Source organism: Streptomyces sp. BYX5S (assembly GCF_054724165.1).
Genome location: NZ_CM138829.1, coordinates 3991756 through 4015177, shown reverse-complemented (window position 1 = coordinate 4015177; position 23422 = coordinate 3991756). Strand labels below are relative to the sequence as shown.

The following is a 23422-nucleotide window of genomic DNA, read 5'->3' as shown; positions in this document are numbered from 1 at the left end:
GCGCGCCCGCGCGGGTCAGCCGGTGACCCGCGCGACGAAGGCGTCGAGGTTGGCCAGCGCCCGGTCCACCCGCTCGTCGAGCGTCAGCGACTCCTCGTAGCGGCCGGCCCGCAGCTTCGGCTGCTTCTTGCCGCGCAGGTACAGGGAGCAGGCCAGGTCGGCGCAGACGTACAGGCCCACGGTGTTGCCCTCGCGGCCGCGGGCCCCGGCGAGCGGGGCGGCCAGCAGCGAGACGCCCGAGGAGGCGTGGCCGGTGAGGCAGATCTGGCACATGCTCGACTTCACGGCGCTGGTCCGTCCGCTCTGCGGGACGCGCAGCGCGATGCCGAGCGGGCCGTCGGCGGTCGGGCGCACGATGTGGGCGCGCAGCGGCGCGCCGGGGTCCACCCAGCCGAGGAAGTCCAGGTCCTGCCAGGGCAGCTCGGCGAAGTCGAGCGGCAGCCGCATGCGGGACGCCTCGCCCTTGGTGCAGTTCACGAACGACGAGCGGATCTGTTTGTCACTGAGTGGTTCCACACCCTGGACCCTACAAAGCCGCCCGTCGATCATGCATCCGGTTATTCGGCCGCCGGTCCGGGATGGGGGACCACCGCCACCGGACACGGCGCGTGGTGCAGCACCGCGTGCGCGACCGAGCCGATGCGGGAGCCGATCGCGGTGCGGCGGGCGCGGCGGCCGACGACGAGCAACTGGGCCTCGGAGGCGACCGAGAGCAGCACCTGGCCCGCGCTGCCGATCTCGACGTGCTCGCGGACCCGCACGTCGGGGTAGCGGTCGCGCCAGGGGGCGAGGGCCGCGGCCAGCGCCTTCCTCTCGTACGGTTCGATGCCGCCCGCGTCGTCGAGGAGTTGGAGGGAGCCGGGGCTGTAGGCGAAGACCGGCGGCAGGCTCCACGCGCGCACCGCCCGCACGGCGACGCCGCGGGCCCGCGCGGTGCTGAAGGCGAACTCCATCGCGGCGGCGCTGTCCTCCGGATCGCCCTCCTGCCCGACGACCACGTCCCGCCCGCTCGCGTCGGCCGACGCCTCGTCGCCCGCGCGTACGAGGACGACGGGGCTGTCGGCCCTGGCGATCACCTGCTGGCCGACCGAGCCGAGGAGGAAGCCGACGAGCACACCGTGTCCGCGCGAGCCGAGCACGAGACAGTCCGCGTCGCGCGCGGCGCCCAGCAGGGACTCGGCGGGCCCGTCGCCGTCGAGGACGTCGGTGGTGACGGCGAGTCCCGGGTGGCGTTCGGCGATCTCCTGCTCGGTGTCGGCGAGCAGATCGCCCGCCCACTGCGCGAGCGCGGAGTCGTCGGCGCCGAGCGCCAGGGCGTCGGGTGCGGGCTCGCCCACGTGCACCAGACGCAGCGGCAGTCCGCGCCGCTCCGCCTCGCGCGCCGCCCAGGCGGCGGCCGCCGCGCTCTCGGGGGATCCGTCCACGCCCGCGGTGATGGGCCGGGTCATCGCACCGCCTCCTGATAGGTCCGGTCTCGTCCAGTGGGCTGTCTGTCCTGCGGCTCCATTTTTACTCGTCTTTACTCGTCGCCTTCGGGTTCGCCGGATTCTTCGACACTCGCAGATACCGGTTCCAGCCGCCCGTCGGCCGCTCCCCCACCTGCAGACCGCGGAGTCTGGCGAGGACGGCCGGGTCCTGCGCGTCGAGCCAGTCGACGAACTGCTTGAAGGACACCAGGCGTACGTCGCCGCCCTCGGCCTTGTCGGCGATCCGCTTGAGCGCCTCCTCGACGGCGTCCATGTAGATGCCGCCGTTCCACTCCTCGAAGTGGTTGCCGATGAAGAAGGGCGCGCGATTCGACTCGTAGGCGCGCAGGAACCCCGTCATGTAGGCCTGCGTGGCCTGGGTGCGCCAGGCGGGGTAGTTGTGCGCGGGGGCGCGGGTGGAGTTCTTCGACTGGTTGGCGAGGATGTTGTAGTCCATCGACAGGACCTCGAAGCTGTGCCCGGGGAACGGGATGCCCTGCAAGGGCAGGTCCCAGATGCCGTGCCGCTTCTCGGGCCAGCGCTGCAACCCGCCGGGCGAGGACGCGTCGTAGCGCCAGCCGAGGTCACGGGCGACGGGCAGCAGGTTCTCCTGGCCGAGCAGGCAGGGCGTGCGGCCGCCGATGAGTTCCTGGTCGTAGTCGAAGGGCAGCGCGGGCTGGTCGTGCCAACCGGTGTGCGTGCGCCAGGACGTGACGAAGGTGCGGGCCTGTTCGATCTCGTCGCGCCACTGCTGGGAGCTCCAGTGGGCGACGGAGCCCGCGCCGCCGCAGAAGTGCCCGTTGAAGTGGGTGCCGATCTCGTGCCCGTCGAGCCAGGCCTGATGGACGTACTTCAGGGTCTCCTTGACGTGCGGGTCGGTGAGATACCCGATGTCGGAGGCGCCGACGGGGTTGCCCGGCGGCCGGTAGCGGCGCTTTTGCGCCTCGGGCAGCAGGTAGAGCCCGGACAGGAAGAAGGTCATCCGGGCGTCGTGCTGCCGGGCCAGTTCGAGGAAGCGCGGGAAGAGGCCGTTGCCGACCTCGCCCGCGCCGTCCCAGGAGAAGACGACGAACTGCGGTGGCGTCTGGCCGGGTTCGAGCCGAACGGGCGCGGCGGGCTGCTTCGGCTGCCTGCCCGTGTACGAGGTCGAGCCGTCGCCGATGAGGCGGGGCAGGGCCTTCTTGGCGGGGCGTTCGGGGTGGCGCGCCGGACCGGCCGGGGGCGTGCTCTTCGGCTCGCCGCCCGTGCCGCAGCCGGCGAGCGCACCGGCCGCGGCGCCGAGACCGACGCCGAGGCCGAGGCCCGCCACGCGTCTGCGGCTGATGCCGCCTGCCGCTTTCGGCTCGTTGGACTCGCTGGACCGACTGGACTCCATGGGCAACCCAATCCGCGCCCCGCGCGGGGGCGTTGTACGTCCCCCCTCACGGACACCGACCCCCGCACCGTAGGGCCGATAAACGGACAATTGCCTCATTTAGTGCGGCGTGCCGCACAAAGAGGTGCCGTGGAGGGGCGCTGCCCGGAGCCGGAGTCTCAGTCCTCGCCGACGACCTTGCCGGGGTTGAACAGGTCGAGCGGGTCCAGGGTCTGCTTCACGGCGCGCTGCAACGCGCAGACGGCCGGGCCCAGTTCGCTGCGCATGCCGCCACGCTTGAGCAGACCGACGCCGTGCTCGCCGGTGACGGTGCCGCCCGCGGCGATCGCGGCCTGGAGAAGTTCCTCGAAGGCGGCCTGCGCGGCGATCCGCTCCGCCTCGTCGCCGGGCTCGGTGATCAGCAGCGGGTGCAGATTGCCGTCGCCCGCGTGCGCGATGGTCGCGATCCGCACGCCGTGGCGGCGCCCGATCTTTTCGATGGTGGCGAGCATCTGCGGCACCGCGGACCGCGGCACGCACAGGTCCTCCGTGAGCACCGGACCGAGCCGTTCGAGCGCCGGATACGCCAGGCGCCGTACGTCGAACAGGGCTTCGGCCTCGACGGCGTCGGTGGACTGCTCCGCCCACAGTGCGCCGGCCTCGCGGAATGCGTCGGCGATCGCGCTCGCCTCGGCCTCGCCCGCGTCCCCGGGGGCGTCGACACGTGCCAGCAGCATCGCCTCGGCGCCGGGCTCGATGCCGAGGTGCTTCCAGTTCTCGACGGCCTCCATGCAGGCGCGGTCGAGGAGTTCGAGGGCGGCGGGCGCGAGACCCCGGCTCGTGACGAGGGCGACGGCGGCGCCCGCAGCGACGAGGCTGTCGAAGTTGCCGACGACGGTGCGCGGCTCGGCGGCGGGCGCCGGACGCAGCTTCAGCGTGATCTCGGTGATGACGCCGAAGGTGCCCTCGGAGCCCACGAACAGGCTGGTCAGGTCATAGCCCGCGACGCCCTTGGTGGTGCGCCGGCCGAGCCGGACCCGGCTGCCGTACTCCCCCGCGGGACCGCCCATGACGACTTCGAGGCCGAGGACGTAGTCACGGGTGACGCCGTACTTGAGGCAGCACAGGCCGCCCGCGTTCGTGGAGACGTTGCCGCCGATGGTCGACCAGGGGGCGCTGGCCGGGTCCGGCGGGTACCACAGGCCGTGTTCGGCGACGGCGGCCTTGAGGTCGTTGTTGACGACGCCGGGCTGGACGACGGCGATCAGGTTCTCGGTGTCGATCTCGAGGATGCGGTTCATCTTGGACACGTCGAGCACGAGGCAGCCGTCGACGGCGTTCGCCCCGCCGGAGAGTCCGGTGCCCGCGCCCCGCGTGACGACGGGGATTCTCCGGGCCGCGCAGGCCCGCACCACGGACTCGACCTCCTCGGCGGACGTGGCGCGCACCGCGGCGAGCGGGCGGCCCATCGGCGCCCACTCGGCGTCGTCGTGGTCGAGGGACGCGAGGACGTCCGGGTCGGTGACGAGGGTGCTGTCCGGGAGCGCGGCGGCGAGTTCGCTCACCGTGCCGGTCGTGGCTGGGGTGTTGATGTCGTGCCTCCGATACGTGTCCGCCTGGCCGGGGGGGTCCGTGGACGCCCGCCGGTTCCATCATGGAACACGCCTTCGAGACACCGGACGGCGACCTGTGCCCGCGGCGACCGCCTGGGCCAGGGGCCGAATCGTTCAGGCCGACAGGGTGAGGACGGCGCGGACGAGCTTGCCGACCGGCACCCGCTCCACGCTCACGTCGGCGAGCGCGTGCACTATCTCCAGGCCGTGCCCGCCGATCCGGCCCGGATCGCGCGGGTAGCGCAGCGGCACCCGGGCGCTGCTGTCGTACACGGTGACGGCGATGTACCCGTGCGTCCCCTCCAGCTCCAGGACGTACGGGCCCAGGCTGTGCCGGTCGGCGTTGGTGACCAGCTCACTGACGACGAGGAGCGCTTCGCCCGCGGTCACCCGGTCCAGGGCGACGCACCACTCCTGGGTGAGCTGTGCCAGGAAGGTCTCCGCGAACTCACGGGCCTGCGCGATGCATCCCGGTTCGCCGGAATAGTGCGTCACCCGTCGCAGTGGCTCGACGGTCGTGTCGTAGCCGCCGGGGATCACCGCCCCGTCCAAGTACTCGGTCATACGTGTCTCTCTCGCCTGTCCGCCTCAAGGGGGTGAGGCTCCCGCAGCCTGCTGATACCCCACATACGGCCGCGCAGTCCTGCCGGAATCAACGGGGTGACCGACGCACCGGCCACTCGTTTGAAGGAAACACAGCGTTCCTTCGAGCTTCCGGGAGAGGTCCCGTCATGCCCATGCTCCGCCGCGACACCAGTATCCCCCGTGCCCGGATAGCCACCGACCAGGCCGAGACCGCGCTGCTCGAGGAGTACACCGGCCTCGTACGCCTGGCTTATCTCACGCTCCCCGCCACGTTCACCCGGCACCGACGGGTGCTGCTCGCCCACACCGCCGTACAGCGCGCCCTGCCGGGACGCCGCCGCACGGCCGTGCCTGGGCCCCGCGTCCCGGACGGCGCCGAACCCGCCCGGGACGCCCTGCGGGTCCGTATCCTCTCGGCCGTCCTGGCCACCGCCCACCGCCCCGCCGGCTGGCCCGCCACCCTGCCTCCGCCCCGCGCCCTGATGCCCCGGCTCCCCGTGGTATGGGGACTGCGGCTGTTCCCGCGGGCCGGGGGCGCGGAGGAGGAGGCGCTCGTCGGTGCCCTCGCGGACGCCTCGGCCCCGGCGCGCGCCGCGTTCGTGCTCCGGCACGTCGACGGCATGAGCACGGCCCGCACGACGGCGCTGCTGACCGCCGCCGGGGTGGCGGAACCCGAGACGGCCGTGCGCGAGTCCACCGACCTCGACGCCCAGGCAGGGCCCGCCGCGGCTGCGTTGCTGCGCTCCCGCGAGTTCGACGCCTGTTCGGTACAGACCCGGCCCACCGACCTGCTGCGCCGGGCGCGGCGGACCCGGGCCGCGGTCGTCGTCGTGGCCGTCGGCGTCGTCGCGGGCGCCGTGCTGCTCGCCCCCGACACCGCGCCGCCCCAGGAGGCGGCGGGCGCGGGCGACCCGGTGCGGACCTCGTCCGCGTCCGGCGAACTCACCCGCGCCGGTCGCGACACCTGGGCCGACACCTCCCGGGTCGACTTCACGGCCTGGCCCGCGCGCGGCGACCGCACCGACGACGCGTCCCTGCTGGCCCGCGCGCAGGCCGCGTGGACCCGGCCCACCACCGCCCTCCAGGTCAGCCGGACCTCGACCACCCCGGCCGACGCCCCGCCACGGGCCCCACAGCTGTTGTTCGCGGGCGACGTGGACGGCGACGCCGTGGTCCTGCTCAGCGACGGCGAGCGGCTGGCCCGCTACACGGAGACGGACGGCGGGGACGGCGCCGCGCGGCTCGCGCTGGCCCGCGTCGACGACGCCGACGTGACCACGGCGGCGGCCGTCGTCCTGCGCCGCGGCGACGGCTCCGCGCGCTACCTGATGGCGCCGTGGATCACCGAGGTGACCACCAGGGACCTGCTGCGCCCGGACACCGCGGGACGGCCCCTGGACGTGTCCGACGACGGAGTGACGGCCTCCTTCCCCGTCGCCCCCGCGGGCGGCTGCGAACGGCGGCCGGTGCTCCAACTGCGGTCCTCGTCACGCATCGTGGAGGACCACTCGTTCCTCCTCGCCGACCTCGGCGGACTCTCGCCGGTGCACCTCACGTACACGCCGCTGCCCGGTCACGGCACGCCGCCGGCGCGGCAGCCGCGGGAGGCCACCGGCCCCCAGGGGCTGCTCGCGTGGGCCCGTACGGCCTGCCGACTGGAGCCCTGGCGGGGCGGCGAGGTCCGTGCCGTGAACGCCTGGGACTTCGCCGAGCAGCGGTTGCCGGAGGGCGCGGGTCGCGCGGTGTGGTCCTGCGTGCGCGCCACCACGTGGCGCGGTCCCGGCGATGTGGCGCTGCTGCTGCGCGCGCCGGCCTCCTCCCCCACGGAACCGGCCCAGCTCGCGGGGCAGGCCCGGTCCACGGCCGCGTGCAGCCGGTTCGGTCAGCACGTGGTGGCGGGCGTGCGGTGGAAGTCGCCGAAGGGGCACTGGTATCTCCTCGCCGCGGGCAGTCGCGCGGTCACCCGGATCGAGACGAGCGGTGAGGTGACCGAGTCCAGCAAGGGCCACACCCTGGCCGTGCGCGCGCCCGAGCACGGCACGGTGCGCACGACGGCACGCCTCGACACCGGTGAGCGGCTGACGGAGGTGGCGCCCGAGCGTCCCTGACCGCCGGGGATCGCTGCATCCGGGTGCCCTGGTGGTGCGGAAGTCGTTCATGGGGTTGACGGTGAAAGGGGGGCGAGCGAGGGAGGCCCATGAACGCGGACCATTCCGGGCAGCGCTGTCTGGTGACCGGCGCGAGCGGCTACATCGGCGGCCGGCTCGTGCCGGAGCTGCTCGCGGTCGGCCACCGCGTGCGCTGCCTGGCCCGCACCCCCGGCAAACTCCGGGACCATCCCTGGTCCGGTGACGTCGAGGTGGTGCGCGGCGACGTCACGGACCGGGAGTCGGTCGCCGACGCGCTGAACGGCATCGACGTCGCGTACTACCTGGTGCACGCGCTCGGCACCGGCGACGACTTCGAGCGCACCGACCGCGAGGCGGCGAGGATCTTCGCGGAGGAGGCGCACCGGGCGGGCGTGCGCCGGATCGTCTACCTGGGCGGTCTCACGCCGCAGGGCGTGCCCGAGCGGGAGCTGTCGCCGCACTTGCGGTCGCGGGCCGAGGTCGGGCACATCCTGCTGGACTCCGGCGTACCGACGACGGTGCTGCGCGCGGCCGTGATCATCGGTTCGGGTTCCGCGTCGTTCGAGATGCTGCGCTATCTGACCGAGCGGCTGCCGGTGATGGTGACACCGAGCTGGGTGCACACCCGGATCCAGCCGATCGCGGTGCGCGACGTGCTGCGCTGCCTCGTGGGCAGCGCGGCGATGCCGCCGGAGGTCTCCCGTGCCTTCGACGTCGGCGGGCCGGACGTGCTCACGTACCGCGACATGATGCTCCGGTACGCGGCGGTGGCGCGGCTGCGGCGGCGGGTCGTGGTCGGGGTGCCGATGCTCAGCCCCGGTCTGTCCAGCCACTGGGTCGGCCTGGTGACGCCCGTGCCCGCCTCGATCGCCCGCCCGCTCACCGAGTCGCTGCGCCACGAGGTCGTCTGCCACGAGCACGACATCGAGGAGTGGGCGGCGTATCCGCCGGGTTCGCCGATCGGGTTCGACGAGGCGGTGCGGCTGGCGCTGCGCCGCATCCAGGACGCGCAGGTCACCACCCGCTGGTCGTCCGCCTCGCTGCCCGGCGCGCCCAGCGACCCGCTGCCCACCGACCCGGACTGGGCGGGCGGCAGCCTCTACGAGGACGAGCGGGAGCGGCTCGTCGACGCCTCGCCCGAACGGCTGTGGGACGTGGTCGAGGGCATCGGCGGCGAGCACGGCTGGTACTCGCTGCCGCTGGCGTGGGCGGTGCGCGGGTGGCTCGACCGGTTCGTGGGCGGGGTGGGGCTGCGGCGCGGGCGGCGGGACGCGGCGCGGCTGCGGGTCGGCGACTCACTGGACTTCTGGCGCGTGGAGGAGATCGAGCCGGGCAAGCTGCTGCGGCTGCGGGCCGAGATGCGGCTGCCGGGCCTGGCCTGGCTGGAGCTGTCCGTGGAAGCCGTGGACGGGGGGCGGTCCCGGTACCACCAGCGGGCGCTGTTCCATCCGCACGGTCTTGCGGGGCAGGCGTACTGGTGGAGCGTGGCGCCGTTCCACTCCGTGGTGTTCGGCGGGATGGCCCGCAACATCGCGGCGGCCGCGGAGCGCGGCCCGGACGGGGGCGCCCCGTCCGGGTGATCGTGCATCCGTGCGGTCCTTCGACCGGGAAGGGCTGACACAGCTCGCTTTCCTCTCCCACCAGGAGCCACTTCGTGCGTGTCCACGTCGTCCTGTTCACCTCCGACCTCCGGGTCCACGACCACCCGCCGCTGCGGGCGGCGCTGACCGCGGCGGACGCCGTGGTGCCGTTGTTCGTCCGGGACTCCGGGGTGGGCGATTTCCTCGTGCCGAACCGGGAGGCGTTCCTCGCCGACTGTCTGCGGGACCTGGACGCGGAGCTGCGGGACCGCGGCGGGCGGCTCGTGGTGCGTTCGGGCGACGTCGTCGACGAGGTCGCGAAGGTGGTCACCGAGACGGACGCGTGCGCCGTGCACGTGTCCGGCGGGGTGTCGAAGTACGCGCGGCGCCGGGAGGACCGGTTGCAGGACACGCTGCACCGCCTCGGCTGCGATCTGGTGGCGCACGACGGGGTCGTCACCTGTGTGCCGCCGGGCGCCGTCACGCCGAGCGGCGGCCGGGACCACTTCGCGGTGTTCACGCCGTACCACCGGCAGTGGTCCCAGCAAGGGCTGCGGGCCGTCGTGCGGGCGCCGCGTGCGGTGCACGTGCCCGACGGTGTGGGCTCCGAGGCGCTGCCCGAGCGGTCGAAGGTGACAGGGGCGTCGCCGGGGCTCGCCGAGGGCGGTGAGCGGGCGGGCCGCTCGCTGCTGACCAACTGGCTGCGCTCGGGCATCTCCTCCTACGAGGACCGCCACGACGACCTGGCGGGCGACGCCACCTCCCGGCTCTCGCCGCATCTGCACTTCGGCACGATCGGCGCCGTGGAGGCCGTGCACCGGGCCGCCGCGGCGGGCGGGCCGGGCGCGGAGGCGTTCGTACGGCAGATGGCGTGGCGGGACTTCCACCACCAGGTGCTGGCCGCGCGGCCCGACGCCTCGGGGACCGACTACCGGGCGCAGCACGACCGTTGGCGCCGGGCGCCGAAGGAGGTCGAGGCGTGGCAGGAGGGGCGTACGGGCTACCCGATCGTCGACGCGGCCATGCGGCAGTTGCAGCACGAGGGGTGGATGCACAACCGGGGCCGGCTGCTCACGGCGTCCTTCCTCACCAAGACGCTGTACGTGGACTGGCGGGTCGGCGCCCGCCATTTCCTCAGCCTCCTGGTGGACGGTGACATCGCGAACAACCAGCTGAACTGGCAGTGGATGGCGGGCACCGGCACGGACAGCCGCCCGAACCGAGTACTCAATCCGGTGACCCAGGCCAAGCGCTACGACCCGGACGGTGAGTACGTGCGGCGCTGGGTGCCGGAGCTGGCGGATGTCGAAGGGGCCGCGGTGCACACGCCGTGGGAGGCGGCCGGCCTGGACCGCGCCGCCTTCGACGACTACCCCGACCCGATCGTGGACCTGTCGGACGGGCTCGCCCGGTTCAAGAGGGCTCGGGGACTCGATTGACCTCCGGGTAGTGCCGCGTGATCTGTTCGAGCGCCTGCGGCAGCGTCGCCGGGTGCAGCGCCCCGCGTACGCCCCGCCCCGCCCAGCCGGGTCCGGCGAGCATCACCGCCGGCTTGCCGCGGGCGCCGCGCACCCCCCAGCGGGTCTCGGCGAGATGCCGGGCCAGCGGCAGGCTCGCCGTGGACCGGGCCTGCGCCCAGAGCACGATGACGCGCGGCCCGATCCGGCGCACGGCGGCGCCGACCGCCTCGACGGGGACGGCCGCCCCGAACATCCGCTGCGGTACGCCGAGTTGGCTCAGCCCCGCGCTGAGCGCCTCCAGCGCCAGCACGTGCTGCTCGGCCGGTACGCAGGCGAGGACCAGCGGCGGCAGGGTCAGCACCGACTCGGCGGGCGCGGCGGACCGGTGCAGGGTCCGCGAGACGTGCCAGGACAGCAGGTGCTCGACCTCGACGTACCGGTCGCCCGCCTCCTCCCACTTGCGGCCGACGGCGTGCAGCACCGGCGCCATGACCTCCTGCCAGGCGGTGACCAGTCCGTGCCGGTCCACCGCTTCGGTGAGCAGCTTCTGCACGACCGGTGAGTCCATGCGGGTCGCGGCCCGGGAGATGCCCCGGCACTGGCGCTCCAGCGTGGCCGCCGAGGCGGGCGCCGGCACGGCGGGCGGGGGGACCCGGAGCGGCAGCCCGGCGGGCTCGACCTCCAGTCTCTTGCCGGCGAGCCGGGCGGCCTCGGCGGGCGGCAGGCCCGTCGTGGTCAGCCGGCACATCTCCTCGACGACCGCGACGTCCTCCGCGGTCCAGCGCCGGTGGTGCCCCGTCGACCGCTTGGCGGGCCCCAGCCCGTAGCGGCGGTCCCAGCTGCGCAGGGTCGTCGGTGACACCCCGAGCCGCCTGGCGAGGGCACCGGTGGTGACCCCGATCTCCGACGGCGCCCCGTCCGACACGGCCACCTCCGGCGGTGCCACTTTCGACATGGCTACTTTCGACACCGCCTCGTCCGACGGTGCCGCTGTCCGTACGTCTCGCCCCTCGTCCATCGCTTCACGATACGACGCACAACCGATGCGAGTGGCCGCCTGTCGCCACCGGTTCCAGGATGACCGGGCCGTGCCGTGAGTAGGCAAGTTCACGACCGTTTCGAGGAGTTGACTGGGCATTGATGGGCACAGGGCTGCTGGCGCGGGGAGTCGACCCACGCGAGGTGTCGGACTCCGTTCTGGCGAACGGGCTCGCCGAAGGTGACGTGGCCTGCCTCGCCGAGGTGTACCGGAGGTGGTCCCCGCTGGTGCGGGGCCTGGCCCAGCGGGCGCTCGGCGACCGCTTCGAGGCGGAGGACGTGATGCAGCAGGTCTTCCTCTCCGCCTGGCGCGGCCGCGGCAACTACCGGCCCCAACTCGGCCCGCCCGCCGCATGGTTGACGGGCATCACCCGGCACCGGGTCGCCGACGTGCTCGCCGACCGCACCCGACGCGCGGCGCTGTTCGAGGCCGCGGTCGCCCGGCAGGGCATCACGGTCGAGCACGGCGGCGCGGGCGGCGACAGCATCGACGCGGTCGTCGAACGGGTGGTGCTGTCACAGGAGTTGGCCCGCCTGCCGAGCACGCAGCGCACGGTGCTGCGGCTGACGTTCTACGAGGACCTGACACAACCGCAGATCGCCGAGCGCACCGGCTGGCCGCTGGGCACGGTCAAGAGCCATGTCCGGCGCGGCATGCGGCGCCTCGGGGGCCGGCTGCGCGGCGAGACCGAGCCGGGGTGAACGGCGGGCGCGGCCCCGCGTGAGATTCCCCGGACCCCGGTGCATCCGCGCAGCGGCCCCGCCGCGAACCCCCCATGTGCCGCACTCCCCCCAGAGCGGCACGGAACCGGGTGGCCCAGACCCCGCCACCCGTCCGCCTCAGTGGAGTCGGCGCCGCTGAGGCTCTGACCGCCGTGGGCGGCGTCGGACGCGACGCCGTCCACGGCTCTGCCGAGGGGCCGGAGCGGGTGAGGCGCGACTACCGTCGATGATCACGAACACTCGTTCCGTCACCCTCCGGGACGCGCCCGAGTCCCGTTCGAGCGCGCTCTGGCCCTCGCCCATCGCGTCTTCCACGAGTCCCCCGACGACGAGCGGCGGGGCAGTAAGGGGAGTTGCTGTCCGACTGTCTGCGCGGCGCGGCGTCGATGTTCGACGCCGCGCCGCGCACGGGCGACACGCTGTGAGCCCGTCGCGTCAGCGGACGCGGCGGGTCAGTGAACGCGGCGCGTGTGCGGGTGTGGTCAGCAGCCCATCTTCCAGGTGTGGGAGTCGCCGCTGTCGTTGCCCCAGTCGTCGTTCGCGATCTCCTGGCCGGGGGCCAGGCACACGGTGCCGAGCCCGATGAGGCCCGGGTTCTCGTACACCTGGACGTGGTCCTTGATGCCGGGACCCGAGATGCCGTGGTTGGCCCAGGAGGAGTCCTCGTCCTGGATGCCCTCTTCCCAGTCGTGGTCGTCGCCGGACCAGTTCCAGCGCATTCCGGTGTAGTTGGCGTCGGTCCAGGCGCAGAACTCGCCGCTGGGGCACTGCGCGGCGTACGCGCTGGTGGTGACGGCGGCGCCGCCGAGGGCGAGGACGGCGGCCGTGACCAGGGCGAGTGGGTGTCGCATGATGTCTGTTTCTCCTTGTCGGTTCAGCGGTTGGGGGTTCGCAGCACCCGGGCGGACGCGTCGAGCGCGTGCTCCCTGAGGCGCTGCCAGTCGGTGAGTTCGGCGCGGTGCCGCGCGCGTACGGAGGCGAGGCTGAGCTCGCGGTGGGCGGCCTCGGGTTTGAGGTTGTTGACCACGGTGGACACCCGGAACCAGCGTTTCTGGTCGCCGTAGAGGGTGCGTTGGGCCTCGGCGAGGCAGCCGTCGGTGTGGGCGCGCACGGCGATGCCGGTCGCGAGGGTGAGGGAGAGTTCGGCGGGCGGGCGGCCGAAGAGGGCCGCCGCGACGCGTTGTTCCTCCGCCCGGTCCGTCGCCGGCCGGTCCGGCCGGGGCGGGGTGAGGCCCTGGCGGGTCAGGCAGCGGTCGGTGAGGGATCGGGTCGCGGCCCGGATGGTGTCGTCGGGGGTGAGGGCGGGCCGCTCGGGGCGTTCCTGGGAGCAGCCCGCGAGCGGGAGCAGCAGGAGGCAGCCGAGAGCGGAGAGAGCGCGGTTCGTGCGGTTCATGGCGCGCTCAGCCCGGCTCGCACCCCATGGTGGTGTCGGAGACGCCGTCCAGTTTTCCGGCCCACTCCCAGTTCTCGGAGTAGTCGTCGCGCCGGATCTCCCGGTAGAGGCAGCCGGTGTTGGTGTAGCTGATGGCGTAGACGGTCCCCTGGACGCGGGAGTCGAAGGAGACGGCGTGCCGCGCCGTCCCGTTCTCCGCGTCGGCGTAGCCGGGCGGCCCGTAGCACCAGGCCTGGCCGTGCATGCCGATCTCGGTCCAGAAGCAGACCTGGCCGGGTGGCACGGCGGCCGGGGCGGCGGTGGCGGTCGGCGCGAGCGCGGTCGTGGCGCCGGCGAGGAGCGGGAGGGCGAGGGCGAGGGCGAGAAGCGTGGATCTGTGCTTCATGAAGGGTTTCATCACATGGACCCCGAGTGATCGTTCTTACTGTGCGTGATCACACTCCCCACGTAGCCACCCGATCAAGCGCGATGTCACCCGTGTCAGTGACTGCTGGTGACCGGCGTGCGACGTCGGGGGCCGCGGCCGCGGGGCTGGGTGCGCGCCATGCGCAGGGCGTCGACGGACTCGGCGAGGAGTTCGTACTCGGTGGTCTCGTCGCGGGTCGCGATCCTGACGAGCCGGCCCGAGGCCAGTTCCTCGGCGACCTGCTCCTGCTGCCCGGGGTCGGCGCACCACGCGCGCAGCCGTCCCGGCACGTCGGGGCTGTCGTCACCCACAGGGGTGAGCGCCCCTTCGGGTACGTACTCCAGGCCGGGGCGGGGGTCGAGGCGCTCGGCGATCCAGGTGGCGCGGTCGCGCAGCCACCACAGGGCGAGCGGCAGGGTGGGGGCGCGGTACGTGCCGAGCGGAACACCCACGCGCCGTCCGCCGCAGATTCCGTACGCGGTGACGTGGCACAGGAATTCGTCGTGCACGGTGTCCCCCATAGGCCCATTGCCTGGCGGCCGGCAGCATTGACTGTCCGCATTACGATCAACGATGACGATCGGCGATCCACCGCAACGGCGAGAATTCAGGGGTCAATTGGCCCGTGTCACGCCGCCATGGAGCAACGTTCAACCGTTCCTTGGTCAAGTATCGGCACTGGGAAAGCGGAGTCACCATTCTTTTACGCCAGTCTCCGGGCATATTCACGGCGCTCGTTGGCTGAAATCCTCCGCGTCGGAGAGACTGCCCGCATGCGCTCACACGACGTACTCAAGGACGGTTATCAACGCATTCGGGAAGAGGTGCACGCGGCCGCCGAGGGCCTTTCCGTCGATGAACTGCACGAGCGTCCCGATGACGCGGCGAATTCCATCGCCTGGCTGGTGTGGCATCTCACCCGGGTGCAGGACGACCATGTCGCCGATGCCGCGGACCAGGAGCAGGTGTGGATCTCCGACGGCTGGGCGGAGCGGTTCGATCTGCCGCTCGCGGAGTCGGACACCGGATACGGGCACACGCCGAAGCAGGTGGGTCAGGTGCGGGTCGCGTCGGGCGATCTCCTGACGGGCTACTACGACGCGGTGCACGAGCGGACGGTCCGCTTCCTCGACGGTCTCGAGGACGCCGATCTCGACCGTGTCGTCGACGAGGCGTGGGATCCGCCGGTGACGCTGGGGGTGCGGCTCGTCAGCGTGCTGTCGGACGACCTCCAGCACGTGGGGCAGGCCGCGTACCTGCGCGGACTGCGCTGAATCCGTCGGTCGTTCGCGGGGCGGGACGGCGCCGGGCCTCTGGTCCGGCGCCGTTCGTGTGTGCGCCAGAGGTCTTGACAACTCGATTGGTCTGAACCAACTTTGGCGCTCATAGCGGTGGCCACCGTTCACATCCGCTTCCCCACCTCTCCCCAGGAGGCATCCCCGTGGACCGTGCACGCCCTCGCAGACTCAGACCCCACCTCGTGCTCGCCGCCGTGGCGGCCGCGGCGCTCGGCGTCCCGGCGCTCGCCGCACCCGCGCAGGCCGCCGACGTCAACGTCGCCAAGAACGCCGGCTTCGAGTCGGACCTCAGCAACTGGACGTGCACCGCGGGCAGCGGTTCGGTCGTGTCCTCGCCGGTGCACGGCGGCGCGAAGGCCCTCAAGGCCACGCCGTCGGGCCAGGACAACGCCAAGTGCAGCCAGACGGTCGCGGTGAAACCCAACTCGACGTACACGCTCAGCAGTTGGGTGCAGGGCTCCTACGCCTACCTGGGTGCGAGCGGTACCGGCACCACCGACGTGTCGACGTGGACGCCGGGTGGCTCCTCCTGGCAGCAGCTGACGACCAGCTTCAAGACGGGCGCGAACACCACTTCCGTGACGATCTACACGCACGGCTGGTACGGGCAGAGCGCGTACTACGTCGACGACGTGAACGTCTTCGGGCCCGACGCGGGCGGCGGTTCCGACCCGGTCGTGATCCCGGCCGCGCCCACCGGACTCGCGGCGGGCACGGCCACCTCCTCGTCGATCGCCCTGTCGTGGACCCCGGTCTCGAACGCCACCGGCTACAACGTGTACCGGAACGGCACGAAGGTGGCCGCGGTGACGGGCGCCTCGACGAATGTCACCGGGCTCACGGCGGACACGGCGTACAGCTTCCAGGTCACGGCGACGAACGCGGCGGGCGAGTCGCCGAAGTCGGCGACGGTGTCCGCGAAGACGGCGACGTCCGGCAACCCCGGCGGCGGCACCGTGCCGAAGCACGCGCTGACCGGCTACTGGCAGAACTTCGACAACGGCGCCACCGTGCAGAAGCTGCGCGACGTGCAGGCGCAGTACGACATCATCGCCGTGTCCTTCGCCGATGCCACGAGCACACCCGGGCAGCTGACGTTCAACCTCGACCCGGCCGTCGGCTACGCCTCGACCGCCGACTTCAAGGCGGACATCGCCGCCAAGCAGGCCGCGGGCAAGTCCGTGATCCTCTCGGTGGGCGGCGAGAAGGGCTCCGTCTCGGTCAACAGCGACGCCTCGGCGACGGCGTTCGCGGACAGCGCCTACGCGCTCATGCGGGAGTACGGCTTCGACGGCGTCGACATCGACCTGGAGAACGGCCTCAACTCGACGTACATGACCAAGGCGCTGCGCCAGCTGTCGGCGAAGGCGGGCGGCGACCTGGTGCTCACGATGGCGCCGCAGACCATCGACATGCAGTCGACGTCCGGCGAGTACTTCAAGACGGCGCTGAACGTGAAGGACATCCTCACGGTCGTCAACATGCAGTACTACAACAGCGGTTCGATGCTGGGCTGCGACGGCAAGGTCTACAGCCAGGGCTCCGTCGACTTCCTGACGGCGCTGGCCTGCATCCAGCTGGAGGGCGGCCTGGACGCCTCGCAGGTCGGGCTCGGCGTGCCGGCGTCGACGCGCGGCGCGGGCAGCGGCTACGTGGACCCGTCGGTGGTCAACAACGCGCTCGACTGCCTGGCGCGCGGCACCGGCTGCGGGTCGTTCAAGCCCGCGAAGACCTATCCGGGGCTGCGCGGCGCGATGACCTGGTCCACGAACTGGGACGCGACGGCGGGCAACGCCTGGTCGAACGCGGTGGGGCCGAAGGTGCACGCGCTGCCGTAGCGCGCGTGCGGCGGGCCGGTGGCCGGCGGCCACCGGCTCCGCCGCGGTCAGCCGCCCATGAAGAGCATCGTGCCGTCGGGGCCCAGCGCCTCGACGCGCGCGCCGTGCTCGACGGTGCGGCTGACCGTGCAGTACTTCTCGTGGGTGAGGCGGATGCCGCGTTCGAGCGCCTCGGCGGCGTCCGTGTCCCCTTCCGGCAGCTCGATCTCGTACGAGACGCGGACCGCCCCGACGCGCCCGTCGTCCTCCGGGCGGGACACGGAGGCGACGGTGATGCGCAGGTCGTCGTGCGGCACGGTGCGGGCCGTGCGGTCGACGACGAGTCCACCGCAGCCGCCGAGCGCGGCGAGGAGCAGTTCGACGGGGGTGAAGGACGGCTGGGCGCCGGGGCTGTCGGCGGGGGCGATGCGGACCTCGGCGCCGCGGTCGTTGCGCGCGGTCCAGTCGCGGTCGCCGTTGCGTACGGTCTCAATGCGGTAGTCGGCCATGCCGGAACCGTAACCAGGCACGGGATGCGCGCCGCGCAGCGTCGGCGGGGTGTCGGGGCGGGGAGTCCGCGCGCCCCACGCCCGCGGACTCCCCGATGGTGCTCCCTCCCCTGGCGGCCCCTGCCCGAGTGCCCGGCCGCCGTGCCGCCGAGTCTGCCGGGGCCGGGCCAGGACTTCATCCCGTACCCCCGGATTTCGGTAACTTCACGTATTGAATCAGTGGCGAGAAGTGACGGTGGCGGGACCTCGGTTCCCGTTCGCACGGCGGGCGCCGTGGTACGGGCCGCAACGGCTGGCGTGATCCGTTCGCCTCAAGGACGACCGGATTCCGATGCCTCCAGGCGTGTGCCGCAGCGGGCGCAGTACAGCGCCCCGGCGTCGTCGGCGGCCCGCCCGCAGGAGGCGCACACGCGCGGGAGCAGGCAGGGCGCCTCGCCGCCCTCGGCCGTCAGGCGCGGGGCGCTGCGGATGGTCATGCCGGGGCGCCTGCGGTGCGCCGTGAGGTAGACGAGCCCGTCGGCCCCGGCGCGGACCGCGCGCCGTTCGCCGCGCGGCACGAAGACGAGCGTGCCGGGCGCCAACTCCTCGTCCACGCCCGCCCGGTGGAGCGTCCCGTGCCCCTCGACGACCACGAGGAGCACGTCGAGCTCCGTCTCCTCGTACGCGCCCCCTCCCCCGCCGGGCCGCAGACGGACGACGTTCGCGTCGAGCTGGCGGGCCGCGCCGTCCAGCCGCCAGAGGGCGCCGGCGGCGTCCGGCGCGGCGGCGCTCAGGACGTCGGCGAGGGTGACGTGGGCTGCGGGCATCGCTCGGGTTCCCCTGACGTGGTGCGGCGGGAGCTGTCTGTTCGATTCTCTCGCACCGCACCTCTCGCTGTTCGAGGAGCGGTCTCGCCAGCCAACCCGCCTAAGGGAACCCCGGTTCCATTACCGCTCGATCCCTGCTACTTTTGCGGCACGACTTAACGGGTCTCGCGACCCATTAGCCAGGAGGCCGTCATGGAGTACCGACAGTTGGGGACGTCCGGGCTCAAGGTGCCCGCGTTGAGTTTCGGAGCCGGGACCTTCGGCGGGCGGGGGCCGCTGTTCTCCGCCTGGGGCAGCGCCGGGGTCGAGGAGGCGCGGCGCATGGTGGACCTGAGCCTGGAGCGCGGCGTCACGCTGTTCGACACCGCCGACGTCTACTCGGACGGCGCCTCGGAGGAAGTCCTCGGCGCGGCACTCAAGGGACGACGCGACCGGGCACTGATCTCCACCAAGGCCGCACTGCCCACGGGCGACGGCCCGTACGACGCCGGGGTGTCGCGATCGCGCCTGATCGCCTCCGTGGACGCGGCCCTGCGACGGCTCGACACCGACCGCATCGACCTGTTCCAACTGCACGCCTACGACGCGAGCACACCGGTCGAGGAGGTGCTGGCCACGCTGGACGACCTGGTACGGGCGGGCAAGATCCGTTACACGGGGGTCTCCAACTACGCGGGCTGGCAGCTGATGAAGGGGCTCGACACGGCGGAGCGGCACGGGTGGCCGCGGTTCGCCGCGCACCAGGTCTACTACTCGCTCGCCGGCCGCGACTACGAGTGGGAGCTGATGCCGCTCGCCAAGGAGGAGGGCGTCGGCGCCGTGGTGTGGAGCCCGCTGGGATGGGGGCGGCTCACCGGCAGGATCCGGCGCGGGCAGCCGCTGCCCGCGGAGAGCAGGCTGCACCGGACGGCACAGTTCGGGCCGCCCATCGAGGACGAGCACCTCTACCGGGTCATGGACGCGCTCGACGAGATCGCCGAGGAGACCGGGAGGGCCGTCCCTCAGATCGCCATCAACTGGCTGCTGCGCCGACCCACCGTGTCCACGGTCCTGATCGGCGCCCGCAACGAGGAGCAGCTGACGCAGAACCTGGGAGCCATCGGCTGGGAACTCACACCGGAGCAGGTGGCGAAGCTCGACGCGGCGAGCGAGACGCAGGCGCCGTACCCGTACTACCCGTACCGGACCCAGGACGGTTTCCGGCTGCTGAACCCGCCGACGGTGTGAGCGAGCGAAACGCGCCCGCCGCACTGTCAACTTCGGGTTGACGCCCGCTTACTGTCAACCTACGGTTGCCCCATGACGAATTCAGGCGGCAGCTCGCCCCACGTTCGCCTCGACGACCTCATCGAGGCCATCAAGAAGTCCAACACCGACGCACTCGACCAGCTCCAGAACGCCGTCATCGCGGCGGACCACCTCGGTGACGTCGCCGACCACCTGATCGGCCACTTCGTCGACCAGGCCCGCCGCTCCGGCGCCTCCTGGACGGAGATCGGCAAGAGCATGGGCGTCACCCGGCAGGCCGCCCAGAAGCGCTTCGTGCCCAAGGGCTCCGAGAACGACCTGGACCCCAGTCAGGGCTTCAACCGCTACACCGAGCGGGCCCGCAACGTGATCGTCTCCGCGCAGAACGAGGCCCGCGCCGCGAGCAACGCCACCATCACCCCCGCCCACCTGGTGCTCGGCCTGCTCCACGAGCCGGAGGGCCTCGCCGCCAGGGCGATCGTCGCGCAGGACGTGCTCCTGGACACCGTCCGGCAGGCGGCCACGGCCCAACTGCCGGACGCGTCCGACGACATGCCGGCCCTGGTGCCGTTCGACGCCGACGCCAAGAAGTCGCTGGAGCTGACGTTCCGCGAGGCGCTGCGCCTCGGCCACAACTACGTCGGCACCGAGCACATCCTGCTCGCGCTCCTGGAGCACGAGAACGGCGCGGGTCTGCTGCACGGCCTCGGCATCGACAAGGAGAAGGCCGAGTCGCAGGTCCTCGCGACCCTCGCGGAGATCGTGAAGAACCAGCAGGAGTCCCAGGAGGACTGAGCCTGAGCCGCACATTCCGTCCTCCCTGCCCGTCTCCCACCTGTGCCGCCCACTTTTCTTCATAGGCGCAGGTGGGAGACTGCTGCCATGACTGCTGAGCGCTCAGGAACCCCCGCCCTGCCGGCCGACCTCATCGACGTCGACGCGCTGGTCGACGCCTATTACACGAGGCAGCCCGACGTCACGCGCCCCGAGCAGCGCGTCGTCTTCGGCACCAGTGGCCACCGCGGCTCCAGCCTCGACGGGGCCTTCAACGAGAAGCACATCGCCGCGATCACCCAGGCGATCGTCGAGCACCGCACCGCCGAGGGCATCACCGGCCCCCTCTTCATCGGCCCCGACACCCACGCCCTGTCGAAGCCGGCCCTGGGGACCGCGCTCGGCGTCCTCGCGGCGCACGGGGTGCGGGTGCTGGCCGACGCGCACGAGGACTTCGTGCCGACGCCCGCGCTCAGCCACGCGATCCTGCGCTGGAACCGCGAGGAACCGGCCGACCGCGCCGACGGCATCGTCATCACGCCCAGCCACAACCCGCCCCGCGACGGCGGCTTCAAGTACAACCCGCCGCACGGCGGCCCCGCAGACTCCGCCACGACGTCGTGGATCGCCGACCGCGCCAACGCGCTTCTCGAGGACGCCAGTTGGGAGCCGCGCACGGCCGACCAGGCCGCCTGGGAGCCGTACGACTTCCGTGAGCGGTACGTCGAGGACCTGGTGAACATCGTCGACATCGACGCCATCCGCGCCTCCGGCGTCCGGGTCGGCGCCGATCCCCTGGGCGGCGCCAGCGTGCACTACTGGGCGCGGATCGCGGAGCTGTACGGGCTCGACCTGACCGTGGTGAACCCGGAGACCGACCCGACCTGGCGCTTCATGACGCTCGACTGGGACGGCAAGATCCGGATGGACCCGTCGTCGGCACCCGCGATGGCCTCGGTGCTCGCCCGCCGCGCCGACTTCGACCTGCTGACCGGCAACGACGCCGACGCCGACCGGCACGGCATCGTCACCCCCGACGCGGGTCTGATGAACCCGAACCACTACCTGGCCGTCGCCATCCACTACCTGTTCAGCCACCGGCCCCAGTGGTCGGCGTCGGCGGCCGTCGGCAAGACGCTCGTGTCGTCCGCCGTCATCGACCGGATCGCCGCCTCGCTCGGCCGCGAACTCGTCGAGGTGCCGGTCGGGTTCAAGTGGTTCGTGCCGGGGCTGGTCGACGGTTCGGTCGCGTTCGGCGGCGAGGAGAGCGCCGGGGCGAGCTTCGTCCGCAAGGACGGCGGCGTGTGGACCACCGACAAGGACGGCATCCTGCTGGCGTTGCTCGCCGCCGAGATCACCGCCGTCACCGGCAGGACACCGTCCGCGTACTACGCCGAACTCGCCGCCGAGCACGGGGCGTCGGGCGCCGCGTACGCCCGGATCGACGCCAAGGCCACGAAGGAGCAGAAGGCCCGGCTCGCCAAGCTGACCGGCGACGCGATCACCGCCGACACCCTCGCGGGCGAGCCCATCACGGCCCGGCTGTCCGAGGCGCCGGGCAACGGCGCGGCGATCGGCGGCCTCAAGGTCACCACCGAGAACGCGTGGTTCGCGGCGCGGCCCAGCGGCACGGAGGACGTCTACAAGATCTACGCGGAGTCCTTCCTCGGCGCCGAACACCTCGCCCGGGTGCAGAGCGAGGCGCAGGCGATCGTGGACGCGGCGCTCAGCTGACGGCGGTGGCCTCCGGGAGGCCGGGGACGTCGGCGACGCTGTCCAGCACGTAGGTGTGCGGGTGGGCTGCGAGCTGCTCACGGGTGAGCTGTCCCGTGAGCACGCCGGCCACGACACCGGCGCCGGCGTTGCACCCGGCCTCCAGGTCGACGACCGTGTCGCCGGCCACGAGGACCGTACGGACGTCGACGACCCCGGTCTTCTCCATGGCGCGCTGGATCATGTACGGGGCCGGGCGGCCGCGCGGCACCTCGTCGGAGGTGACGACCGCGTCGAGGTTGCCGCCCTCCCCGGTGGACCAGCCGAGCGAGTCCAGCAGGGGCAGCGCCACGTCGGCGCTGAAACCGGTGGTGAGGGCGACCTTGATGCCGCGGGCGCGCAGCTCCTCAAGTGCCTTGTCGGCGTGGGCGATCGGCTCCGGCGGACGCTCGGCGTAGCGCTCGCGCAGGTACGTACGGAACACCGCGTACTGCCGCTCGACCAAGTCCGCGTCGGGGGTGCCGCCGCCGATGCGGACGAGCGCGGCGATGGCCTCACGCTTGTCGGTGCCCATCCACGTCTGCAGATCGGCCGGGTCGACCTCGACGCCGGTGGTCTCGACGGCATGCCGCAGCGCCTCGTAGACGGCTCCGTACTCGTCGATGGTGGTGCCTGCCATGTCGAAGACGGCGAGTGCGATCACTGGGCTTCCTCACTGGGGGTGCGGGTGGTGTCCGGGGTGCCGCCGCGGGCCGCGACGGTGCGGCCGCCCATGGTGTTCTCGATGGTGAAGGTGGCCATGGACGGCAGATAGCGGTCGTCCGCGTACTCGACGGGCCTGCCGTCGCCGGTGTACGCCAACCTCCGCACGCGGAGCAGGGGTTGTCCGGCCTCGACGTCGAGGAGTTCGGCGTCCTGCGGGCCCGCCGCGACGGCGTCGATGGTGTGACGGGCGTGGTGCAGATCGACGCCGCGCGCGGTGAGCGCGCCGTAGACGGAGCCGTCGTCGGGGTCGAAGGCGAACAGGTGCGCGCCGACGTCGAGGACGAACGTGGACCGCTCGACCATCGCGGGCACCCCGTCGAGGTGGCGGACGCGGATCAGGTCGACCGCCCGCGCGCCCTCGTCCAGGCCGAGGCGCGCGACGGCCTCGGGGCTCGCGCGGCGCCGGGCCACCTCCACGGTGTGCTGGCCGGGCGTCCGGCCGATCGACTCGGCCCACTGCGTGAACGACATCAGCGAGGCGAACGGCTGGGACGGGGTGACCCGGCGGGCGACGGGCGGTCTGCCGCGCCCGCCGACCAGGTGTCCGTCGGCCCGCAGCTGTGCGAGCGCCTGGCGCACGGGGCCGCGGGAGGTCCCGAACTCCTCGCAGAGCTGCGCCTCGCTCGGCACGGGCGCCCCCTCGGGCCACTCCCCCGCCTCGATACGTCGCCGGAACTCGGCACCGAGCCGCTGGTGCAGCGGCCCCTCCTCGCTACTTGTCTTCACAAGTCGAGTGTGACAGTCC

Annotated in this window: 23 protein-coding genes; 9 read left to right on the top strand and 14 right to left on the bottom strand. The window is 72.7% G+C overall.

From position 1 onward, the window contains the following. Positions 1-15: 15 nt before the first annotated feature. From ACYBSK_RS18225 to ACYBSK_RS18205, 5 genes are all read right to left on the bottom strand, one after another. The gene (locus ACYBSK_RS18225) at positions 16-516 is read right to left on the bottom strand and encodes an FBP domain-containing protein (RefSeq protein WP_460246856.1); all 501 of its coding nucleotides are present in this window, start codon (positions 514-516) and stop codon (positions 16-18) included. A 41-nt stretch (positions 517-557) separates the two neighbouring features. Next, entirely contained in the window at positions 558-1448 is an 891-nt protein-coding gene (locus ACYBSK_RS18220) for a universal stress protein (protein WP_460246855.1), read from the bottom strand. Between the two features lie 61 nt (positions 1449-1509). Continuing rightward, on the bottom strand, positions 1510-2841 hold the full coding sequence (locus ACYBSK_RS18215; protein ID WP_460246854.1) for a polysaccharide deacetylase family protein: 1332 nt from the start codon (positions 2839-2841) through the stop codon (positions 1510-1512). Between the two features lie 158 nt (positions 2842-2999). Next, entirely contained in the window at positions 3000-4385 is a 1386-nt protein-coding gene (locus tag ACYBSK_RS18210) for an FAD-binding oxidoreductase (protein ID WP_460246853.1), read from the bottom strand. A 162-nt stretch (positions 4386-4547) separates the two neighbouring features. After that, a complete protein-coding gene (locus tag ACYBSK_RS18205) occupies positions 4548-4997 on the bottom strand; it encodes an ATP-binding protein (protein WP_460246852.1) in 450 nt (149 codons plus the stop codon). A gap of 167 nt (positions 4998-5164) precedes the next feature. On the opposite strand from ACYBSK_RS18205, the gene ACYBSK_RS18200 reads away from it, so the two are divergent. The 3 genes from ACYBSK_RS18200 (at position 5165) to ACYBSK_RS18190 (ending at position 10166) form a co-directional block, all read left to right on the top strand. Beyond that, on the top strand, positions 5165-7126 hold the full coding sequence (locus ACYBSK_RS18200) for a hypothetical protein (RefSeq protein ID WP_460246851.1): 1962 nt from the start codon (positions 5165-5167) through the stop codon (positions 7124-7126). A gap of 89 nt (positions 7127-7215) precedes the next feature. Next, positions 7216-8727 carry an SDR family oxidoreductase gene (locus tag ACYBSK_RS18195; protein ID WP_457478178.1) on the top strand — a complete coding sequence of 504 codons (1512 nt, stop codon included), beginning with the start codon at positions 7216-7218 and terminating at the stop codon, positions 8725-8727. A 74-nt stretch (positions 8728-8801) separates the two neighbouring features. Then, positions 8802-10166 carry a cryptochrome/photolyase family protein gene (locus ACYBSK_RS18190; RefSeq protein ID WP_460246850.1) on the top strand — a complete coding sequence of 455 codons (1365 nt, stop codon included), beginning with the start codon at positions 8802-8804 and terminating at the stop codon, positions 10164-10166. Here the strand turns inward: ACYBSK_RS18190 and ACYBSK_RS18185 are convergent. Next, on the bottom strand, positions 10141-11142 hold the full coding sequence (locus ACYBSK_RS18185) for a MerR family transcriptional regulator (RefSeq protein ID WP_457478176.1): 1002 nt from the start codon (positions 11140-11142) through the stop codon (positions 10141-10143). The two genes, ACYBSK_RS18190 and ACYBSK_RS18185, sit on opposite strands and share 26 nt — an antisense overlap. 227 nt (positions 11143-11369) lie before the next feature. On the opposite strand from ACYBSK_RS18185, the gene ACYBSK_RS18180 reads away from it, so the two are divergent. Then, positions 11370-11927, top strand: coding sequence for an RNA polymerase sigma factor (locus ACYBSK_RS18180; protein ID WP_460246849.1), 558 nt, complete (start codon positions 11370-11372; stop codon positions 11925-11927). A gap of 503 nt (positions 11928-12430) precedes the next feature. Here the strand turns inward: ACYBSK_RS18180 and ACYBSK_RS18175 are convergent. The 4 genes from ACYBSK_RS18175 to ACYBSK_RS18160 form a co-directional block, all read right to left on the bottom strand. Further along, positions 12431-12799, bottom strand: a complete 369-nt coding sequence (locus ACYBSK_RS18175; protein ID WP_457478174.1) for a peptidase inhibitor family I36 protein — start codon at positions 12797-12799, stop codon at positions 12431-12433. A 23-nt stretch (positions 12800-12822) separates the two neighbouring features. Then, complete coding sequence (locus ACYBSK_RS18170) at positions 12823-13341, bottom strand: hypothetical protein (RefSeq protein WP_460246848.1); 519 nt, start codon at positions 13339-13341, stop codon at positions 12823-12825. A gap of 7 nt (positions 13342-13348) precedes the next feature. Next, positions 13349-13726: a hypothetical protein gene (locus ACYBSK_RS18165; RefSeq protein WP_460246847.1), complete on the bottom strand. Its 378-nt coding sequence runs from the start codon at positions 13724-13726 to the stop codon at positions 13349-13351. Positions 13727-13821: 95 nt separating this feature from the next. Further along, positions 13822-14256 carry a hypothetical protein gene (locus ACYBSK_RS18160; protein WP_457478171.1) on the bottom strand — a complete coding sequence of 145 codons (435 nt, stop codon included), beginning with the start codon at positions 14254-14256 and terminating at the stop codon, positions 13822-13824. Positions 14257-14520: 264 nt separating this feature from the next. Here ACYBSK_RS18160 and ACYBSK_RS18155 point away from each other — a divergent pair, with 264 nt between their 5' ends. Together ACYBSK_RS18155 and ACYBSK_RS18150 are read left to right on the top strand one after the other, a co-directional pair. After that, positions 14521-15021, top strand: a complete 501-nt coding sequence (locus tag ACYBSK_RS18155) for a mycothiol transferase (protein ID WP_460246846.1) — start codon at positions 14521-14523, stop codon at positions 15019-15021. Between the two features lie 167 nt (positions 15022-15188). Continuing rightward, a complete protein-coding gene (locus tag ACYBSK_RS18150; protein ID WP_460246845.1) occupies positions 15189-16883 on the top strand; it encodes a chitinase in 1695 nt (564 codons plus the stop codon). 47 nt (positions 16884-16930) lie between these two features. Here the strand turns inward: ACYBSK_RS18150 and ACYBSK_RS18145 are convergent, their stop codons facing one another. Together ACYBSK_RS18145 and ACYBSK_RS18140 are read right to left on the bottom strand one after the other, a co-directional pair. Then, positions 16931-17371: an OsmC family protein gene (locus ACYBSK_RS18145; protein ID WP_457478168.1), complete on the bottom strand. Its 441-nt coding sequence runs from the start codon at positions 17369-17371 to the stop codon at positions 16931-16933. Positions 17372-17682: 311 nt separating this feature from the next. Beyond that, the gene (locus ACYBSK_RS18140; RefSeq protein ID WP_460246844.1) at positions 17683-18177 is read right to left on the bottom strand and encodes a cupin domain-containing protein; all 495 of its coding nucleotides are present in this window, start codon (positions 18175-18177) and stop codon (positions 17683-17685) included. 192 nt (positions 18178-18369) lie between these two features. Here ACYBSK_RS18140 and ACYBSK_RS18135 point away from each other — a divergent pair, with 192 nt between their 5' ends. From ACYBSK_RS18135 to pgm, 3 genes are all read left to right on the top strand, one after another. After that, the gene (locus ACYBSK_RS18135; protein ID WP_460246843.1) at positions 18370-19404 is read left to right on the top strand and encodes an aldo/keto reductase; all 1035 of its coding nucleotides are present in this window, start codon (positions 18370-18372) and stop codon (positions 19402-19404) included. Between the two features lie 72 nt (positions 19405-19476). Further along, entirely contained in the window at positions 19477-20220 is a 744-nt protein-coding gene (locus ACYBSK_RS18130; protein WP_457478165.1) for a Clp protease N-terminal domain-containing protein, read from the top strand. Positions 20221-20307: 87 nt separating this feature from the next. Continuing rightward, a complete protein-coding gene (gene pgm / locus ACYBSK_RS18125; protein ID WP_460246842.1) occupies positions 20308-21933 on the top strand; it encodes a phosphoglucomutase (alpha-D-glucose-1,6-bisphosphate-dependent) in 1626 nt (541 codons plus the stop codon). Here the strand turns inward: pgm and ACYBSK_RS18120 are convergent. After that, positions 21926-22615 carry a phosphonatase-like hydrolase gene (locus ACYBSK_RS18120; RefSeq protein WP_460246841.1) on the bottom strand — a complete coding sequence of 230 codons (690 nt, stop codon included), beginning with the start codon at positions 22613-22615 and terminating at the stop codon, positions 21926-21928. The genes pgm and ACYBSK_RS18120 overlap by 8 nt on opposite strands. Next, a complete protein-coding gene (locus ACYBSK_RS18115; RefSeq protein ID WP_460246840.1) occupies positions 22612-23403 on the bottom strand; it encodes a GntR family transcriptional regulator in 792 nt (263 codons plus the stop codon). Before ACYBSK_RS18115 ends, ACYBSK_RS18120 begins: the two co-directional genes overlap by 4 nt. Between the last annotated feature and the right edge of the window lie 19 nt (positions 23404-23422).

Coding starts and splice junctions, on each gene's coding strand:
- ACYBSK_RS18220 (WP_460246855.1), bottom strand. CDS start 1,448: ATGACCCGGCCCATCACCGCGGGCGTGGACGGATCCCCCGAGAGCGCG.
- ACYBSK_RS18215 (WP_460246854.1), bottom strand. CDS start 2,841: ATGGAGTCCAGTCGGTCCAGCGAGTCCAACGAGCCGAAAGCGGCAGGC.
- ACYBSK_RS18205 (WP_460246852.1), bottom strand. CDS start 4,997: ATGACCGAGTACTTGGACGGGGCGGTGATCCCCGGCGGCTACGACACG.
- ACYBSK_RS18200 (WP_460246851.1), top strand. CDS start 5,165: ATGCCCATGCTCCGCCGCGACACCAGTATCCCCCGTGCCCGGATAGCC.
- ACYBSK_RS18195 (WP_457478178.1), top strand. CDS start 7,216: ATGAACGCGGACCATTCCGGGCAGCGCTGTCTGGTGACCGGCGCGAGC.
- ACYBSK_RS18185 (WP_457478176.1), bottom strand. CDS start 11,142: ATGTCGAAAGTGGCACCGCCGGAGGTGGCCGTGTCGGACGGGGCGCCG.
- ACYBSK_RS18175 (WP_457478174.1), bottom strand. CDS start 12,799: ATGCGACACCCACTCGCCCTGGTCACGGCCGCCGTCCTCGCCCTCGGC.
- ACYBSK_RS18170 (WP_460246848.1), bottom strand. CDS start 13,341: ATGAACCGCACGAACCGCGCTCTCTCCGCTCTCGGCTGCCTCCTGCTG.
- ACYBSK_RS18165 (WP_460246847.1), bottom strand. CDS start 13,726: ATGAAGCACAGATCCACGCTTCTCGCCCTCGCCCTCGCCCTCCCGCTC.
- ACYBSK_RS18155 (WP_460246846.1), top strand. CDS start 14,521: ATGCGCTCACACGACGTACTCAAGGACGGTTATCAACGCATTCGGGAA.
- ACYBSK_RS18145 (WP_457478168.1), bottom strand. CDS start 17,371: ATGGCCGACTACCGCATTGAGACCGTACGCAACGGCGACCGCGACTGG.
- ACYBSK_RS18140 (WP_460246844.1), bottom strand. CDS start 18,177: ATGCCCGCAGCCCACGTCACCCTCGCCGACGTCCTGAGCGCCGCCGCG.
- ACYBSK_RS18135 (WP_460246843.1), top strand. CDS start 18,370: ATGGAGTACCGACAGTTGGGGACGTCCGGGCTCAAGGTGCCCGCGTTG.
- ACYBSK_RS18130 (WP_457478165.1), top strand. CDS start 19,477: ATGACGAATTCAGGCGGCAGCTCGCCCCACGTTCGCCTCGACGACCTC.
- pgm (WP_460246842.1), top strand. CDS start 20,308: ATGACTGCTGAGCGCTCAGGAACCCCCGCCCTGCCGGCCGACCTCATC.